This is a genomic window from Microcoleus sp. S36b_A4 (assembly GCF_036700645.1).
GTDB lineage: Bacteria > Cyanobacteriota > Cyanobacteriia > Cyanobacteriales > Microcoleaceae > Microcoleus.
Window position 1 is genome coordinate 61,366 of record NZ_JAUBPI010000025.1, and the last position, 17,154, is coordinate 78,519.

Below are 17,154 nucleotides of genomic sequence, written 5' to 3' on the forward strand. Positions count from 1 at the left end.
ATAATACAACTAAAAAAAATTGCTCTAGAGTTTTTTAATTTGACTCCAAATTTGCCTAATCCCATTGTATACCGCAGCATACAAAGCCAACAATTTATTGACAAAACTTTGCCAAATAGAGTTGTCGGTGACTTCAGAAACTTCTTCGGTTTCCACGGGCAGCGGGGGCATCCCGACTACTTCATACAGCGGATATTCGCCACTTTTCCCCGGAATTTGCACGGATACGCACTGATTGACGATCGCCAATTTCTTAACTTCCTGATAAGTCTCCTCGGAAATCAGTAAACTGGTTCCCACTTGCTTATTAGCAGCCTCGATCCGGCTGGCAAAATTCACCGCATCTCCGATCGCCGTAACTGTCTGACTCTTCGATGCCCCCAAATTCCCCACAACCACCCACCCGTAATGTATACCAATTCCAATCCGCAATCGGTGACGGTATAGAGTCTCAAAATAGGGATTGAGTTTCTCTAGTTCCTCCAGCATCTGCACCCCAGCCCTCACCGCTTGTTCCGCTGCCCTGTCTGAATTTTCCAACCCAAACAGCGCCATAAAACCATCTCCCATATAATTATTAATCATCCCGCTGTTGCGGTTGATTGCATAACCCATTTTTTGGAAATAGCGATTTAAAATATAAATTACATCGTAGGGCAATAGCGATTCTGCAAAAGGCGTAAACCCTCGAATATCGGCAAACAAAATTGCAATTTTCTTCTCTTGACCCACAGGAGCAGAAATTGACTTTCCTGCCATTTCGTCGTTAAAGGATTCCAAGTCTTCAGAATCGATCGCCAATCGGCGCAAAATCACCTTGCCGCCCGCAACCTGTGTCTGACAAGCTAGCCTAATTTCCGGTTCTAAACGCAATTTTTGGGCAAGTTCCTCTTCCGGCGAAGTGCGCGGAGAGCAAAATTCCAAACCTTCGACAATCAATACCCGGCAAGTTGAACATCGGGCGCTACCGCCGCAGATGTGGGTGTGGGGAATGTCGGCACGCAGAGAAGCTTCGAGAATTATATCGTCGTCGTCTATCTCGATCGTGCGATCGTCCGGCAGATAGTGAATCTGTGGCATATATGGCGCGTCTAGCTAATTAGCGAGGAATCTCGCGGACATCTGTTATTGCAGCGAACCTGTATGCAAACCCGGTTTCTCGGCATTTTTTCTGTCTCCCCTCCCCTGATTCCTTAACTATAAGTCGCGATCGGCATTTGCTTCTCGTTTCATCAGCTCAACCGCCCAACTGACACCAGTTTAAAAAAAGAATGCAACTCTAGGCAATAGTCCCACTCTTAGCTGATCATTCATTCTCAATTCTAAAATCTAGAATGGTATAACTGAACACTACAATTTTCACCGTGAGATGAAAATACCCCAATTCAAGCTGTGGAGTTAATCTAAAATCTAAAATCTAAAATCTAAAATGGACTGACATAATTCTTAATAAAATTAATCTCCCCCAAAGCCCTATAAATCCGTTATCAAATCTCCTTCAACAGCCATATATTTTTAGAATTTGGGAAAGTTTTGCTGTGCAAACCTTACTTGGCAATAGTTTCAGCTTTTTTGCTCTGTAACAACCAGCTAATTTTGGTGAGATAGAATAGCAGCATCTTTAAAACCAGTATAACCATGACTTCATCAACAGCCTTACAAAACATCGAAAAGCACATTCCCATAGTGGGAGATGTACATATCAAAAGTCCGATCGCCTACGCAGCAACCCGCCTCGCAGTCAGTGCAGTTAACACGGTGCAAATGGCAGTAGCAGAGTCTTACATCAACGGATTAGAAGTCCCAGATTCAGTATTGCGATCGCTTTTTGATACCTGTATGCCCGTCTTTTTTAAGCATTTCCCGTCCTTGCTTGCACCCTACGAATGGGTACTAACAGAAACAGATCACACAGCCGAGGGGTCGCGGGATTTAATGAAGATTCAGTACGACTTACCTCAAGCAATGCTGAATCCGATGTTAGGTGACGGAAAACTCATTTACCCTAAATACAGCATGGGATTATGGGAAAAAGGAGCCGCCAACCTTGAACAAGCGCAAATCCAAATGATTGATGATGTGATTGAGAAGCTAGAAATTCAGGATGGCGACAATATTTTAGACTTTGGCTGCGGTTGGGGTTGCGTTCCCAATTACATTCTTTCCAAATTTCCCAATGTCACTTTTACGGGGATTAACCTCAGCCACCACCAATGCGAGTATATGCGTCAGAAGATGCAATACCCCGAAAGCTACCTTAGTTCAGGTCGATTTACCCTATATGAAGGCGATTTGAACGACGCCAACTTCGAGACAAAATTTGACAAAATTCTCTCCATCGGAGTTTTTGAGCATGTAGGCAATTTAACGAAAGCTTTCCAAAAGCTGGCATCTTTCCTGAAGGATAAAGGCAAAGTTTTCATTCACATCATTACAGTTCGCACCCCCAACAATATATCCAGTGTTTTCACCCACAAATACATTTTCCCCCACGGCCGTTACTGGAAATACGATGCCGTTCCCAGCTACAACAAAGACCTCAAAACCATTAAAAGATGGTATATCAACGGATACAATTACTCCACAACCTTTGCTAACTGGCTAAAAAACTTTGACGATTCTCAGGCAAGAGTCAAAGATTTGGACTACGGCATCGACTATGCCAAATTTCGTCGCATCTGGCGGTTTTACTTGATTTGGTTTGTGTCTAATTTCGCGAGTTGCGACGGCGAATATAACGGCAACGGTCAATATTTAATGACTCATGCCTAATCGCTAATCAGTAGACCGAGCTCAAAAAACCTAACACCACGAGCCCCGACTTCTTGGAGAAGTCGGGATTCTCAAGTGCGAGCTACTTATCCGGATAATGAAACCTTTCAACCTAGATTTAGGGCGATCTAGAAGTGTTGCATTCTTTTGAGAAATTTGTCTGAGTTTAAAAAAGTCCGGAATCAGATGATCGATCGGTGAATAAGACTTATATCAAGCATGAGCCTGCACAATACTTTTTAAATTCCATCCTCGATCGGTAGTGATGATATCCGATATTTTACTACAAAAAAAGGGTTGATTTATACAATGGTAGACAATATGAAACCTTCTCTTCCTCAAGACGACCCGAACCCAGAACAGCGCCGCGATTCCTTGAATCGCCAGCAACAAGCTTATCAGTTTGACCATGACAGTTTATCACCTTTGGCATTATTGAAAGATCTGCCACCAGTCGAGAACTTTTCGAGCAAGTATATTGGAGAGCGGATACTAGCAACATCGGAACTTCCCGGAAATATGCTGGCGGCCGATTCGAGAAGTTTTCTCGATCCTCTCGATGAGCTCCAAGACTATGAAGATTTCTTTACTCTGCTGCCGCTACCTGCTGTTGCCAAAATCTACCAAACCGATCGCTCTTTTGCAGAACAGCGCCTGTCTGGAGCAAATCCGATGGTGCTTCGTTTGTTAGATGCCGGAGATCCTCGGGCGCAAACACTGGCACAAATTTCCAGCTTTCACCCATTATTCGATCTGGGTCAAGAGTTGCAACAAAAAAACATTTACATTGCCGATTATACGGGTAGCGACCAACACTATCGCGCGCCTTCAAAAATTGGAGGTGGCAGCTATGAAAAAGGCAGAAAATTCTTGCCAAAACCGCGAGCTTTTTTCGCTTGGCGGTGGACGGGAATCCGCGATCGCGGTGAACTGGTGCCGATCGCCATTCAACTAGATCCGACGCCAAATAGCCATCTTTACACCCCGTTCGATCCTCCTGTGGATTGGCTGTTTGCGAAACTCTGCGTGCAAGTAGCAGATGCCAATCACCACGAAATGAGTTCGCATTTAGGTCGAACTCATTTGGTGATGGAACCAATCGCGATCGTCACCGCCCGACAGTTGGCTAAAAATCATCCCCTTAGCCTGCTGCTGAAACCGCACTTTCGGTTTATGTTGACTAACAACGAGCTGGCACGTTCTTATTTGATCGCTCCGGGCGGGCCAGTCGATGACTTGCTAAGCGGTAGCTTGCCAGAGACAATGGAAATAGCTAGAGAGGCTTGCAGTAACTGGAGTCTGGATCAATTTGCCTTCCCAACCGAACTGAAAAATAGGGGCATGGACGATCCAAATCAACTGCCTCACTATCCTTACCGAGATGATGGATTGCTGCTGTGGAATGCGATCGAAACCTTTGTATGTGACTATCTCAAATTCTTTTACCCGACAAATGAAGCACTCGTCCAAGATGTGGAACTGCAAACTTGGGCCCAAGAATTAGCCTCGAATGAGGGCGGTAAAGTCAAAGGAATGCCCAGCAAAATCGACACAGTTGAACAATTAATTAAAATTGTCACAACCATAATTTTTACCTGTGGCCCGCAGCATTCAGCAGTCAATTTTCCCCAGTATGAATACATGAGTTTTTCTGCCAATATGCCTTTGGCAGCCTACCGAGATATTCCCAAAATTACTGCTGCGGGAACTCTTGAAGTGATTACGGAAAAGGACATTTTACGGTTGCTTCCTCCGTACAAGCGAGCGGCTGAACAACTGAAAATTATGTTTATTTTGTCAGCTTATCGATATGACCGTTTAGGTTATTACGATAAATCTTTCCGAGAACTCTACCGGATGAGCTTCGATGAAGTTTTTGAGGGAACGCCGATCGAATTTTTAACGAGACAGTTCCAGCAAAATTTGAATATGGCAGAACAAAAGATTGATGCTAACAATCAAAAACGAGTAATCCCTTATTTTGCTCTCAAGCCTTCGTTGGTACTCAATAGCATCAGTATGTAGAATTGTATTTTTTGGGGCGGGCGAGACGCCCACCCCACACGAAAATTCATTCTTTGTGGAACAGGCCCAAAAGCCTGTTCTTCAGCGTGGTTCAAGATGTGAGTTGCAATACGAATTCTCAGCTTTTATAGTCTTCAACAATCGAGCAATTCACGCACATTGTACCAGAGGAATCAGAGAAGGTGACTTCATCTTGATAATGCCGGGGTGTTTGCATCAGCAACCGCCAAGCTTTGCCAGCATCGATTAAATTCAGGCGTCCAGGATAGTGAGTTTGCAACAACTCTTGCACCATCGGATAATAATCTGAGTTGATGCTGGGGAAAATATGATGCTCTGTGTGGTAAGCAAAATTTAAGTGCAGCAGGTCAAATATTTTAGGAACCCGCACTGACATACTGTTGATCAGCGGGTCATTAATGACGGTCATCCGGCAACCCATGTGGTTGGTATAGATGTAAAACATGGCGCCTGCATGACCAATTGCGATCGGCAAAAAGTAGGCAAGAGCGATTTTGAGCGGATGAAATCCCAGGTAGAACAAAATACTCGCATGAATCCCTAAAATTCCCAGACATTCAAATGCGATTGTCAATCTATCTTTAGGACTAACTGTAAAGGCAGCCGGTACGTAATCGACAGATTTATCGTTAAAGAACAGTACCGAGGTGAGATTGCGGAAATTATGCACTAACCACGAACCGGCCATCCCTACAATTAACCACAGCGGATTGACTTCCACCGACGGTACAAACAGATTTTGAATCCATTTTCCCCAAGTATCTGGTTGCTGGTACAGATAGTTGCGATCGGGGTCTGCCAAAGAATTCGTGTTATTGTGATGTACGAGGTTGTGCAGATTTTTCCACTGAGTAGGCGGCATAAACAGCATACTTAGTCCCAAAAAGGCGATCGGATAAGTGAGGCGCGACTTTTTCTGAACGCTACCGTGCATCAAATCGTGGGAGCTAAATAGCAAAACTATGATACTATTGCCCATGATGACGGCTAAAGGTAAGTAAAGCCCTAAAAGATAGACAGGCCAGCGATCGAGATTAGCAGCAATTCCCCATCCCAGCAATAAAATAGCAGCGTTGATGAGTAGTATTGCTAACTTGCTAGGATCTGGTTCAAAAGCATCTGACGGCAGCAGCGGACGCAATTTTTTAACATATACCGAGTGGTGAATTAGCGTTTCTTCGCCGCCTAAAGTCGGCGTTGCCGCCTTGTCTAGAGTATTGAGTGATTTTTCTGATTTCATGTGATCGCTAAGAGTATTTTCATGTGAGTTAATAAGTTTCTAAATTTAATTAGATCCCGTACCCGATTTGAGATTGAACCCACACATAAATCCGGCGGCTTATTGTTAGGATGCGGAGATTTTATCTGTCTCCACTGTGGCTATCCGAGAACTGGCGATCAAATTGCTTTAGATCAAGGCTGCCTGATTGTTCTACGAAGATATTATATCCCATAAAGAAAATTTTAGAAACAACTATTAAAGGCTTACGCATCGATAATAGTCTCCCACTTTTCAGTTTGGTTTAATCCCAATAACCAATCCTAAATAACCTAAGCTGATACGCATTTAAATTGGGATTTTTGAAGCCTAGACTCCTTGCACCATGGCTTTCAGGCAAAAAATTTAAATGCTGAACAGCTTATAAGATTAAAAAAGTCCGTTTCCCTGAACAATTTCTTTAATTGTCGTCAGCGTATCTAACCCGATCAATCCCCGGCGATAACCTTTTTGGTTGGACATTCCCAAAAATATCGCATCTCCCCGATTTTGATAACGCCAAAACCGAGGTGAGGCATTTATAAAAGTTGAGGCGCTGTTAACATCCAGAGCAAATTGGCGACTTTCTAAGTAAGATTCAGTGGCAATGCAGTCAGCGTGACCGCTGCTGTAGCGGTTGATCCAGCCGATCGCAATCTCTAAACTATCGACAACTTTAAACGCGATGGTTTTGTTTAAATACGGTTGAGTCCACTCGTATGGTTCCGCCAGCTTCAACTCTGGGAAATCTGCAACAAGATCCGCATCGCCGCTAATTTGAAAGCCTTTTTCTTTTAAACTGTTCCACAGCCTGACTAGGGAAGAAGGCTTTTGGTTGCGATCGATCAGCACTTTCTCGATCGCATTAACAGGATCGGGAACGCTTTGATGGCTGTCCAAAATCATCCACCTTGCCATCTCCAAACTACCAGTCGGCGACCAATAAAGGTAACAATTTCCCATTGCCGACCTCAAAACTGGTGCTGTACACAGCCTAACCACCTGCTGCACCAAACTTGGTCTACCGTAGGGAATAATTAAATTGAGATATTGGTCTTGAGTGACCAATTCTCGGATCGAAGCGCCCCGATCCGGCGGCAGTATCTGCAAACATCCCGATGGCAAACCGACCTCATCGATCGCCGAAACCAAAGCTTCTCCAATTACTGTATTAGTTTGCCAGCTTTCGCTGCCGCCTTTAAGAATCAAACTGTTAGCGCTTTTGAGAGACAAACCAGCAGCGATCGCCCCCAACTCTGGAAATGCCTCGTAAATGAGAGCGATCGCCCCCAGTGGTAGCGACTGACAGTAAACCTGACAGCGATCGACCTGATAAGAAGCATTGATCACCCTACCGATCGGGTCTGGCATTTCCCCCAACCGTTGCAGAATTTGCACAGTTGTCTTGATCCGTTCCGGCGTCAGCTTCAGCCACTCCACAATCAACTCGGGAATCGCCATGTCCCGACTCGCTTCTAGATCCAGAGTATTTGCTTCTAAAATGTCATTTTGCCGGCGTTTCAGCGAGCCCGCCATCGCCTGCAAACCTGCAGCGCGATCAGCACTCTTTGTCGCAGCCAACTCCAAAGAAGCTTGATAAGCGCGACGCGCGACATTTGCGGCATCTGATGAATGGGTAAAATCCTCTATTATCATCTAGCTAACGCCTATAAGCCAGCCATACCATCAGCGCCGGCAGCATTGCTAGCAGCACCGCGACCATTGCCCACAGAATAATATTCGGGCCAGGCGAGTGTAGCGCCAAGGGCAACCAAATCACTAGCGGCACCAATATCATACCCAAAGCCAGTGGCAAGTAATAAGCCTTCAAACCCGGATGCGCTCTGTTCCACTGGTTGCCCGTCCACCGCCAAGCCTGCTTGTAAGGATAGTTCGTTGATAGTTGCTCGATCACGTATCCACTTTCGTCCAATACAAATATTTGTTGACAGCGGTTGCAGCCCAAGGCTTCTGTCAACGTTATGGGAACTAGACGACCCCGGCGTCGGCAAGGACAGGGGTACTCATCGTTTAAGTCAATCTTGGGAGCTTTTTGAGAGGGCACTAGCGATCGGATAAAAAAAGCGTTTTTACAAAAATAATCGTTAACATATCCACTTAATCAAACTTGTCAATTCCGCCAAAGCGAGGCTTTCAACTGCCTGTTCCGAGATCACGCCCGATCGGCAATTTTGACTTGCAAGTTCTGCATTCAATCTTACCACTAACTTAGGTATTTTCAACCATCCTTCATTAGGAGGATACCGAAAACTTTCTTGATCTACTTTCCGGTTTCCTTGATTTTTTTATCTTCTAAAGCGGGTGACGCGATTCGAACGCGCGACATTCACCTTGGCAAGGTGACGCTCTACCACTGAGCTACACCCGCATTTCCTGCGGTATTAACAATATTGTCTCAATTCTCGAAATTTGTCAAGTCTTTTTAGTAAGTTTTTTTTCAGATACCCTGTAAAAACCCCCAAAGCCTATCCCCACCGGAAATTTCAGCAGCCAGATCATTAACCAAATCAGTAATTGCCGTGAAAATTGACCGCCATCCGCCGACGGCAAAGCTACAATCAAGCTGGAATTGTGGGAGAACACTGTCATGTCAGATTTAAATCGCGGAATCATGAAGTTCAAGGGAGCTGACAGTCCTATAGCGATCGCCATTTCGGCGATTGTCATTGCCGGCGGAATCGGCTTCTTGATCTGGTGGGCGCTGCAATCAGCCTACACCTTCAGCTAACAGACTACTCAAACGTAAAACTTATCAGGCCTTGCTCAGAAGGCAGAATTTAAGAAAAATTCTGTCTTTTGCATTTTTTTGCCGTTAGCCTGGAATTGATGGCCCTGGAATCCGGATCGATTGCGGACGATCCAATGATTGCCATAAATCACCCGATCGGGCGACTCGCTAGCATGAGCCGAGATGACTCCCCGATCAACTACTTTTGTAGTACACTTGTAAACAAAGCGCGCCGAGAGCGCAATTTTAGATGCAAGTGTTTGCAAGGGTTGTATCTCAACAAGAATTTATGGCAAGCTTTCAGGACATCTTCAAATACTACAGTCGCTACTGGAAAATCTCAGTTTATAGCATAGGCGCATCCAGCGTTTTGGCACTAACCGATTTGCTTGTACCTTACGCGATCGGTCAAATATTAAACGTATTGTCGGGTCAACCTACAGATACAGTAACGCAAAAACTCATAACAGCGATCGCCTCCGTTACCCAGCACTCACCCAACAAAATATTATCGCTATCCGTCTTGCTGGGCATAATTTTTCTGGTAACAGTCGCCAAAGCACCGGTACAGCCTTGGGTGGGAAATTGGTTCCACTGGGCGATACCATTGAGGGCAAGGCGCGATCAAATGAGAAGTGCGATCGGCAAAATCCTCACCTTACCCCTAGAATTCTACGACGAAAACAACGCCGGACGGATTGCCAGCCGCATCGCCAAAGGCATCGCCAACCATACTTGGACTTACCCAGAAATTGCCGGCGAATTCATCCCCGAAGTCGTTCGCTTAATCGGCATTTTTGCCGTTATCTGCTTAATTGAGTGGCGGATTGGCTTATTAATTTTGGTTTCATTTCTATTTATCCTCAGTTTCACCTTAAAGGGCCTGCAACAGGTGACGGCGCAGGAAGAAAGTCTGGATGAATACATCGAAGATACCGAAAGCCGCAACTCGGAAATTATCACCAACATCAAAACAGTCAAAGCTTTTGCGACAGAAAGCCATGAACTCAAAAGGCAAACAACCAGACTCGATCGCGAATCAAAAGTCGTGATCCACCGCATTCACAAAGGATACGTCATCCTGGGGACATACCAGCAGACGATCGTCCAGTTGTGTTTGTTTTCAGTCCTCGGTTTTAGCCTAGCAGCCACGGTTGCAGGCAAAATTTCCCTCGGATATTTTGTTACCGTCTACACCCTGGCAAGCATGGCATATTCCCAACTGCGTCCGATTAGCGTTATCGCCGAATTATTGGCACGGCGTTATTCTTCAATGATCCGGTTCCACGAGTTTATGCAAACGCCAGACGGTGTGGATGCGGTCAATTTAGCAGAAAATGCTCAATCGGCACAGCCACCTTATAAATTTACCGGCAAAGTTGAGTTCAGCGGTTTGACATTCGGGTACGACAGCCAAAAACCCGTTTTGCAAGATGTGAATTTATTGATTCATCCCCGTCAGACTGTAGCATTAGTCGGGCGATCGGGTTCCGGGAAATCGACTTTAGTTAAACTTCTGTTTCGCTACTTTGAACCAAACTCCGGCCGCATTCTGATCGACGGAGAAGACATTCGCAGCTTAGACGTGACTCGCTACCGCCAGCGTTTAGCCATTGTCCACCAAGAAGTAGACGTTTTTAACGGTACTTTGCTGGAAAATTTGACTTACGGAAACAGAAATGCAACTTTCGAGCAAGTTGAGGATGCTTGTCGCATTGCCAAAGTAGAGGATTTTGTGCGGCTGTTGCCCCAAGGTTACTATACCGTTGTCGGGGAGCGAGGAATGCGCTTGTCAGGCGGTCAGCGGCAGCGATTGGGGATTGCCAGGGCGCTGTTGGTGGAGCCGGATGTGTTAATTTTTGATGAGGCTACTTCTAGTTTGGACTATGAAAGCGAGCGATCGATCCAGATAGCCATGCGAAATATCCTCGGTACGCGCACCACCATAATTATTGCCCACAGACTGAGTACAATTCGCGAAGCCGATGCGATCGTCGTACTCGACGGCGGTAGAATCGTCGAAGTTGGCAGCCACGACGAACTCTTGAGTCAACAAGGCATTTACCGCCGCCTGCACTCCCTGCAAGAAACCGGGGAATTAGTGAATTAGGGATTTCCTCTTAGTCTAGACTTAGGGTGCTCCGGGCGGACACCCAGCCTAGACGTAGCAATGCACACCTTAAACAGTGTTCAATTTTCCCGTCTACCGCTAACTCACTTATGTGTTCTTAACTGAATGATTAGAGTTTCAAATATAATGTTGCAAATAAAGATTGTGGTGCTAGGATATATAACTGTGATGGAAATGGGTCGATGCCCGAGCGGTTAATGGGGGCGGACTGTAAATCCGCTGGCTACGCCTACGCTAGTTCAAATCTAGCTCGGCCCACCTCAATTTAATAAACAGTTAAAATTTAAGAATTAAAAATTAATTTTTTAATTGGAGATTCTTAATTTTTTATGCCCGTGTAACTCAGTGGTAGAGTACCTCCTTGGTAAGGAGGAAGTCACGAGTTCAAATCTCGTCACGGGCTTGCTATTCTCTGCTATATCTATCAAGAGTTTCACGCTCATCGCACAGTAACAAGGTTAGTTTTCCGCTCAACTTTAGTGCTGATGGTTTTCTAATATGTCCAAAACGACTTCCATATCTGCCAAGTCTGCCCTCGACTTTTTGCGTCTGGCTTTGAACTGATTGAGCAGGTCGGCCGGCTCTGGAAATTCTGCGACTACTAGAGAAACTTTGTTGCTATCTCTGGTAGTGTTGGGGCTGTTAATTAATATCGATCGTACCCATAGTTTAGCTCGTAAGCACGGTTTTGACATCACTGTTAGTGGCTGGCAGTATGGGTAGTTGAGAATGGTGTAACATCTCAGTGGGAACTGAGATGTTGCACCATTCTCGATAAATCTTTTATGAACAGGCAAGATGCCTGTTCCACAATAAAATTCATCTCTTGTGGAACAATACTCCGGACAGTTTTTGAGATCGAGGCTGAAACCCTCATTCTACCGTTAGCATTCGACCTCACTGAGAAGGCTGAAACCCTCATTCTGCCGTTAGTGATTGAAAACTGTCCGGACTATTGGTGGAACGGGCATCTTGCCCGTTCTTGAAAATGGTGTAACATCTCAGTTCCAACCGACTTTAGCTATGAGACTAGGGTTTCCCCTCGGCGGACACTGCCACAAACTCATCACAATATTGTACCCATATCCAAATCCCCGACTTGTTCAAGAAATCGGGAATCTAATCATCCTCATCCAATCCCAGCGGCACAAAATATTGACTGTAAACCACACTATTCGGCTCCCAAAGCGGCCGCCAATAAACATTTTGGATCACCGCTTTCTCCCCATCACTATCCGCAGGCCACTGAAAACTGACGATCGCAATATTGCTATATCCCACAATCTCATCACCCTCTTGCAGCCAGCGATTGCGCCACAACAGCGATATAAAATTCCACAACCTACGCAGGAATGACAATTGTTTATTTTTATGTGTTCTATCTGACGGAGTTCCCTTTTCTAGCAGCAAAAATACCCGAGCTCTTTGCCGTTTAATCCAGTCAATCCGATAACCCCAGTCAGGTAGAGATTGTCTATTCCTAACAGCAGCCTCCAGAGCTTTCTTTCTGCTACTCCTGGGGATTTTCATTAATTCCAGCGGCTCATTCCATCCCAAACATTCGTGCGATCGCTCAGGAAGCAGCGACTTAATCTTAGTATGAATTAAATGCGTTTTCCACTCTTCATTGATAAAAGCACTAGCAGTCAACTGCGCCAACACAGAATAGTGACAATTTGATTGATAATTCGCCAGATTCAAAGGCTCAATATTCGATCGAGAATCGCCAAAATGACAATCAGACCAATAACTCAGCCGCACAGCAGCAGCATAGTGAATATCCCCGCTCAACACAATCACCCGATCGCGCTGCTTAAAAAACTCCGACAACAGCTTCACAAAAGCCAACTCGTGAAAATTCCAAGCATCCCCCGCATCGCTATTAAAAACCTTCCCCTGTTCCACATCCCGCTTTTGCACCGCATCAATAATCCACAAACCAACCAAATTTGTCGGCACAACTACTAGCGTCGCCTCAATCTCAAACTCCCCAGTTTTATTCAGCAAATTAGTTTCTTGCAAAGGCTGCTGAATTTGCTCCTCAAAACCTTTGTGAGTCAAAAGCATCGGCGGATCGATCGCGCTTTTCACCGGATACCCCCGCCAACTCCGCGTATCCAGCACAATCACCTCATGCTTAAAACTTCTCACAATAAAATGCCAATTCAAAACCTCATTTACACCCTCGTCATCTCGATCCAAAATAAAAACATCTTCATCTAATTTCAACTTAGGCAAATGAGTTTTCGGATCGAGTTTTGGAATTCCCAAATACGAAGCCGCCTCCTCCCAAGCAGAAACATCAGTCCCCGCCGAAGCCGACCATTTTTCAGCCGCCTTTAATAATTTATCTCCCGGTTTTTCGCGATCGAACTGTGCAGGCGTATTTCCCCAAGCCTGAAACACAGCGTAAGCCAGCAAAGCATTCTGCACCACCCGTCGTCCCAGCGGCTTCCCCAGCACCCGGTAACACCACTCTCGATTCAAATAAAAATCGTCGCTAACATCATGGTCATCGCAAATCATATAAGTAGGAATATTCGCTAGCGCCCTCCTCACTCTCCACAAATTGCGAGCAAAACCGTCAAGTTCAACAACTTCTCTATCCCAGACTTTTGCCTGCTTAGAATTTGGGCAAATATCCTTACCCTTCGGAAAACTCGTACACCAGAGTACCGGCGACCAAACTAACAAATACATCGCATAATATTCGCCCAAGCTAAATAAGTGACTTTTAGCATTGGCGGGTTTATTTACCAACATCGCCGTAAAGCCGCCAAAATCTCTGGCAATATCGCTGCGAGTCCCCGGTTTTAACTCAATTGGTTTTTTGGACTCATATTCAGCATCAGATGGTTTCTGAATAGGGGACTCTCTAAAAATTTCCCTCTCTTGGCCACCTGCATTTTCGTTTGCCGAATTTTTAGGTATACTGATACACAAATTCTTTTTAATTTGGGCATCATCCATCAGGGGTAGACTCTCTTCCCAGCCCAACAGGGTATCGCCAGCATCCGTCAAAGCCCACAGCATCGCATCGGCCACGTCGTCGCCGTAAATTTGGTCGCCGGTTAAAAACAGTTGGTGGGGCCTGCTATTTGCCGTACCTGCAAACTGTTCGATCGAATTATCCAAGATTGGCAGCGCATCTCTGCCGTCTCCGTGGGGCTTGCGACAAGAACCGTGAACGATACGCAAATAGTTTAAATCCTGTGGCGGCAGGGCAAAAGTGGGCAACTGGTGAGCGAAATAACTAATCGTCTCCGGCCCCAAAGCCGATAAATCAGGAGTGGCAGGCCACAGGCAAGAAATGAGATTTTCTTTCTCATTTTCTGGGACTGCACCCGCCGACGGCGACTCGCTACTCCCCGCAAACTTGATGTCATAAGCATAAATTTCCCCAGATGTCAAGACATTGCTATTAATTGGTTTAGCAGTCACCGCGACTACGTGCAGGTATTTGCCGAGCTGTACGGTAGAGTTCGCACCTTGCAGCAATGGCCGATCGACAATTTCGCCGGTTCCGCCCTCCGTCGAATAAACCTTGAGTTCGACTTGGCGGGGTGCTTTCAGAGCCAGCCAAACTGTCACGGCCCGACTTTCAGTCCGGCGCAAAATCGGGCCCGCAAGGATCAGCGGCAAGTGATGAATTCGATGACTTAAGGGAGTCCACGACATAGGATTTAAAAAATAAAAATTAAATAAGAGTGTTCTAGCAATCAGATTTTAGGCGATCAAGCATCTGTCACTCGCTTAATTAATGCTAAGTCTGCCAACCCAAGTCTCCAAAATTGTAACAACTCATTAAGTAAAATTAATAATCATGCTACAAGAAGAACAATTACAACATTTCCGAGATTCAGCCCCGCACTTGTCGGTAATTACATCATCAGAACCCGCTGGACGGCCCAACAGCCGGCCAATCTACTCCTCGCCCTTAGATAGGGCGATCGACCGCCACCCCCTCACCGTGGCTCCAGAAACCCCGATCGCCCAGGTGTTGGCTCTCATGAACCCGATGCGCGTCTCCTGTCACCTTTGTGGCGAAAAACAAAACGCTGTTGCTAGCGCAGCCAAGCGCAGTTGCGTATTAGTCGTCGAAGATAATCGCCCGATCGGCATTTTTACAGAACGGGATATCGTCAAGCTAACTACCGTCGCAGCTTGTACAGTCGGACTGACAATTGCTGACGTAATGACTCGATCGCCCATTACCCTCAAACAATCCGAGTCTCAAGATATTTTCACAGCTATGTTCACGTTGCGCCAGCACTCCATCCGGCATTTGCCCGTAGTGGACGACGACTCGCGACTTGTCGGCATCATCACCCGCGAAGCCATTCACGAAGCTCTGCAACCGATTAACTTGCTAACCAATTTGCGCTGTGCAGCAGATGTGATGACGAAAGAAGTCATTTGGGCCCCAACAACTGCCTCAGCCCTCGATTTAGCCCAGCTCATGGTCAAGCATCGAGTTAGTTCCGTCGTCATTGTCCAAGAGCCAACTCAGCATCCTGATCGGGCGATCGCACCAACACAAAATTATCAAATTCCGATCGGCATTGTCACCGAGCGCGACATCGTGCAGTTTCACGCCCTCGAATTAAACCTCTCCGAAATCCCAGCAGCAAGGGCCATGAGTGCGCCTTTATTTTGCATATCTCCCGCCGATTCCCTCTGGAGTGTCCACCAGTCCATGCAGCGCCACTGCGTCCGTCGTTTGGTAGTAGTTGGCAACCAGGGAGAACTTTTGGGCGTTGTGTCTCAGACAAGTTTGCCGCAAGTTTTTAACCAATCTGAAATGTATGGGACGATCGAGCTGTTGCAACAAGCAGTGGACGATCGAGCCACCCAATTGCAGAAAGCCAACGAACTTTTGCAGCAAGAAATTTTAGAGCGGCAGCGGGCTCAAGAAGCTCTGCGCCAAGCTCACGACGACTTAAAACAACAAGTTGAAGAACGCACCGCTCAACTTTTAGAATCAAATGAATTGTTGAGACGGGATATTATCAAGCGCCAGCGAGTTGAAGAAGTCCTGCGGCGAAAGCAAACTTGCTTGAAAAATCAAGCGCAGCAATTAGAGGAAACTGTGCGAAAGTTGCAGCAAACTCAAACTCAATTGGTGCAAACCGAAAAAATGTCTTCTTTGGGACAAATGATTGCCGGTATCGCTCACGAAATTAACAACCCTGTTAATTTTATCTACGGCAACCTTTCCCACGCCAGCCACTACATCAAAGAATTGCTCCAACTGTTGCAACTTTACCAGCAGCACTATCCCGAACCCGTCTCGGAAATTCGGAAAGCAGCAGCAGATATGGAAGTCGATTTTTTGGTAGAAGACTTATCTAAGATCCTGTCTTCTATGCAAGTAGGAACCGAGCGCATCCGCCAAATAGTTGTGTCGATGCGTAATTTTTCGCGATCGGATCAATCTAACATCAAGCTCGTTGACATTCACGAGGGACTTGAAACCACTTTGTTGATTTTGCAGCACCGGCTCAAAGCCCACGGCGCACATCCAACTATTCACATTATTAAAGAATACGGCAATTTGCCCAACATCGAGTGCTGTGCCGGTCAGATCAATCAGGTGTTCATGAATATTATCGGCAATGCTATTGATGCTTTGGATGAAGAAATCCAGAAAGGGGAATGGGCGGCGAGAAATGCGAAAAATTCACCCCCGTCAAATCCTAATTCTCCATTGACTGTTCCCACAATTAAAATTCGTACTGAAGTTGTTGGCGGCGATTTTGTCGCGATCCGCATTTCCGACAACGGGCGGGGCATACCGGATGAGATTCGCCACCAATTATTTGACCCGTTTTTTACTACCAAACCAGTCGGCAAGGGCACTGGGTTGGGACTGTCGATTTCTTACCATTTAGTTGTCGAACAGCACGGGGGGCGACTCGATTGCGTTTCGGAAGCTGGACGGGGCACTGAATTTGCGATCGAGATTCCGATCGTCAGTGGTCATTAGTCAGCAGTCATAGGATTTTAGATTTTAGATTTAAAAATTGAAGAATTGAAGAATTGAAGAATTGGAAATGACTCATTAAGCTCGTGGTTTGGATCACGGGCCTACAGTTGCATTCTTTTTTTCAACTGGTATCAGTAGACATCTCCAAAAACAATTAAAGCCTTTGTGTAACTAGGCTGTATGACGTAAATGCAATCATCCTAAATTAGCGA

General features: G+C 45.8%; 11 protein-coding genes and 3 tRNA genes. 7 read left to right on the top strand and 7 right to left on the bottom strand.

The genetic code is table 11. The annotated features are described in order from the left end of the window. Window positions 1–24: 24 nt before the first annotated feature. Window positions 25–1,080: an adenylate/guanylate cyclase domain-containing protein gene (locus tag QUA03_RS10665; protein ID WP_333211899.1), complete on the bottom strand. Its 1,056-nt coding sequence runs from the start codon at window positions 1,078–1,080 to the stop codon at window positions 25–27. Window positions 1,081–1,638: 558 nt separating this feature from the next. Here QUA03_RS10665 and QUA03_RS10670 point away from each other — a divergent pair. Both QUA03_RS10670 and QUA03_RS10675 read left to right on the top strand, forming a co-directional pair. Continuing rightward, complete coding sequence (locus QUA03_RS10670; RefSeq protein WP_333211901.1) at window positions 1,639–2,772, top strand: class I SAM-dependent methyltransferase; 1,134 nt, start codon at window positions 1,639–1,641, stop codon at window positions 2,770–2,772. A gap of 321 nt (window positions 2,773–3,093) precedes the next feature. Next, on the top strand, window positions 3,094–4,797 hold the full coding sequence (locus QUA03_RS10675) for a lipoxygenase family protein (protein WP_333211903.1): 1,704 nt from the start codon (window positions 3,094–3,096) through the stop codon (window positions 4,795–4,797). 118 nt (window positions 4,798–4,915) lie between these two features. Here the strand turns inward: QUA03_RS10675 and QUA03_RS10680 are convergent, their stop codons facing one another. The 4 genes from QUA03_RS10680 to QUA03_RS10695 form a co-directional block, all read right to left on the bottom strand. Next, window positions 4,916–6,058, bottom strand: a complete 1,143-nt coding sequence (locus tag QUA03_RS10680) for a fatty acid desaturase (RefSeq protein ID WP_333211904.1) — start codon at window positions 6,056–6,058, stop codon at window positions 4,916–4,918. 408 nt (window positions 6,059–6,466) lie between these two features. Continuing rightward, window positions 6,467–7,732 carry a glutamate-5-semialdehyde dehydrogenase gene (locus tag QUA03_RS10685; RefSeq protein ID WP_333211906.1) on the bottom strand — a complete coding sequence of 422 codons (1,266 nt, stop codon included), beginning with the start codon at window positions 7,730–7,732 and terminating at the stop codon, window positions 6,467–6,469. A gap of 4 nt (window positions 7,733–7,736) precedes the next feature. Next, entirely contained in the window at window positions 7,737–8,141 is a 405-nt protein-coding gene (locus QUA03_RS10690; RefSeq protein ID WP_333084666.1) for a hypothetical protein, read from the bottom strand. 252 nt (window positions 8,142–8,393) lie between these two features. Next, a tRNA-Gly gene (locus QUA03_RS10695) sits at window positions 8,394–8,465 on the bottom strand. Between the two features lie 219 nt (window positions 8,466–8,684). Between QUA03_RS10695 and QUA03_RS10700 the strand changes: the two genes are divergently transcribed. The 4 genes from QUA03_RS10700 (at window position 8,685) to QUA03_RS10715 (ending at window position 11,359) form a co-directional block, all read left to right on the top strand. Continuing rightward, window positions 8,685–8,825 carry a hypothetical protein gene (locus QUA03_RS10700; protein ID WP_172188980.1) on the top strand — a complete coding sequence of 47 codons (141 nt, stop codon included), beginning with the start codon at window positions 8,685–8,687 and terminating at the stop codon, window positions 8,823–8,825. 289 nt (window positions 8,826–9,114) lie between these two features. After that, window positions 9,115–10,935: an ABC transporter ATP-binding protein gene (locus tag QUA03_RS10705; protein WP_333211908.1), complete on the top strand. Its 1,821-nt coding sequence runs from the start codon at window positions 9,115–9,117 to the stop codon at window positions 10,933–10,935. A 197-nt stretch (window positions 10,936–11,132) separates the two neighbouring features. Then, window positions 11,133–11,214, top strand: a tRNA-Tyr gene (locus QUA03_RS10710). Between the two features lie 73 nt (window positions 11,215–11,287). Then, window positions 11,288–11,359: transfer RNA gene (locus tag QUA03_RS10715), tRNA-Thr, on the top strand. A gap of 73 nt (window positions 11,360–11,432) precedes the next feature. Here the strand turns inward: QUA03_RS10715 and QUA03_RS10720 are convergent. Beyond that, a complete protein-coding gene (locus tag QUA03_RS10720) occupies window positions 11,433–11,651 on the bottom strand; it encodes a hypothetical protein (protein ID WP_333211909.1) in 219 nt (72 codons plus the stop codon). Window positions 11,652–12,075: 424 nt separating this feature from the next. Then, entirely contained in the window at window positions 12,076–14,634 is a 2,559-nt protein-coding gene (locus QUA03_RS10725; RefSeq protein WP_333211910.1) for a PhoD-like phosphatase, read from the bottom strand. Window positions 14,635–14,779: 145 nt separating this feature from the next. Here QUA03_RS10725 and QUA03_RS10730 point away from each other — a divergent pair, with 145 nt between their 5' ends. Beyond that, a complete protein-coding gene (locus QUA03_RS10730; RefSeq protein WP_333211911.1) occupies window positions 14,780–16,942 on the top strand; it encodes a CBS domain-containing protein in 2,163 nt (720 codons plus the stop codon). Window positions 16,943–17,154 lie beyond the last annotated feature (212 nt).

Bases quoted from the DNA above. Each gene is read 5' to 3' on its own strand.
- QUA03_RS10730 (WP_333211911.1), top strand. From the start codon at position 14,780: ATGCTACAAGAAGAACAATTACAACATTTCCGAGATTCAGCCCCGCAC.
- QUA03_RS10685 (WP_333211906.1), bottom strand. From the start codon at position 7,732: ATGATAATAGAGGATTTTACCCATTCATCAGATGCCGCAAATGTCGCG.
- QUA03_RS10725 (WP_333211910.1), bottom strand. From the start codon at position 14,634: ATGTCGTGGACTCCCTTAAGTCATCGAATTCATCACTTGCCGCTGATC.
- QUA03_RS10720 (WP_333211909.1), bottom strand. From the start codon at position 11,651: ATGTCAAAACCGTGCTTACGAGCTAAACTATGGGTACGATCGATATTA.
- QUA03_RS10670 (WP_333211901.1), top strand. From the start codon at position 1,639: ATGACTTCATCAACAGCCTTACAAAACATCGAAAAGCACATTCCCATA.
- QUA03_RS10675 (WP_333211903.1), top strand. From the start codon at position 3,094: ATGAAACCTTCTCTTCCTCAAGACGACCCGAACCCAGAACAGCGCCGC.
- QUA03_RS10680 (WP_333211904.1), bottom strand. From the start codon at position 6,058: ATGAAATCAGAAAAATCACTCAATACTCTAGACAAGGCGGCAACGCCG.
- QUA03_RS10665 (WP_333211899.1), bottom strand. From the start codon at position 1,080: ATGCCACAGATTCACTATCTGCCGGACGATCGCACGATCGAGATAGAC.
- QUA03_RS10700 (WP_172188980.1), top strand. From the start codon at position 8,685: ATGTCAGATTTAAATCGCGGAATCATGAAGTTCAAGGGAGCTGACAGT.
- QUA03_RS10705 (WP_333211908.1), top strand. From the start codon at position 9,115: ATGGCAAGCTTTCAGGACATCTTCAAATACTACAGTCGCTACTGGAAA.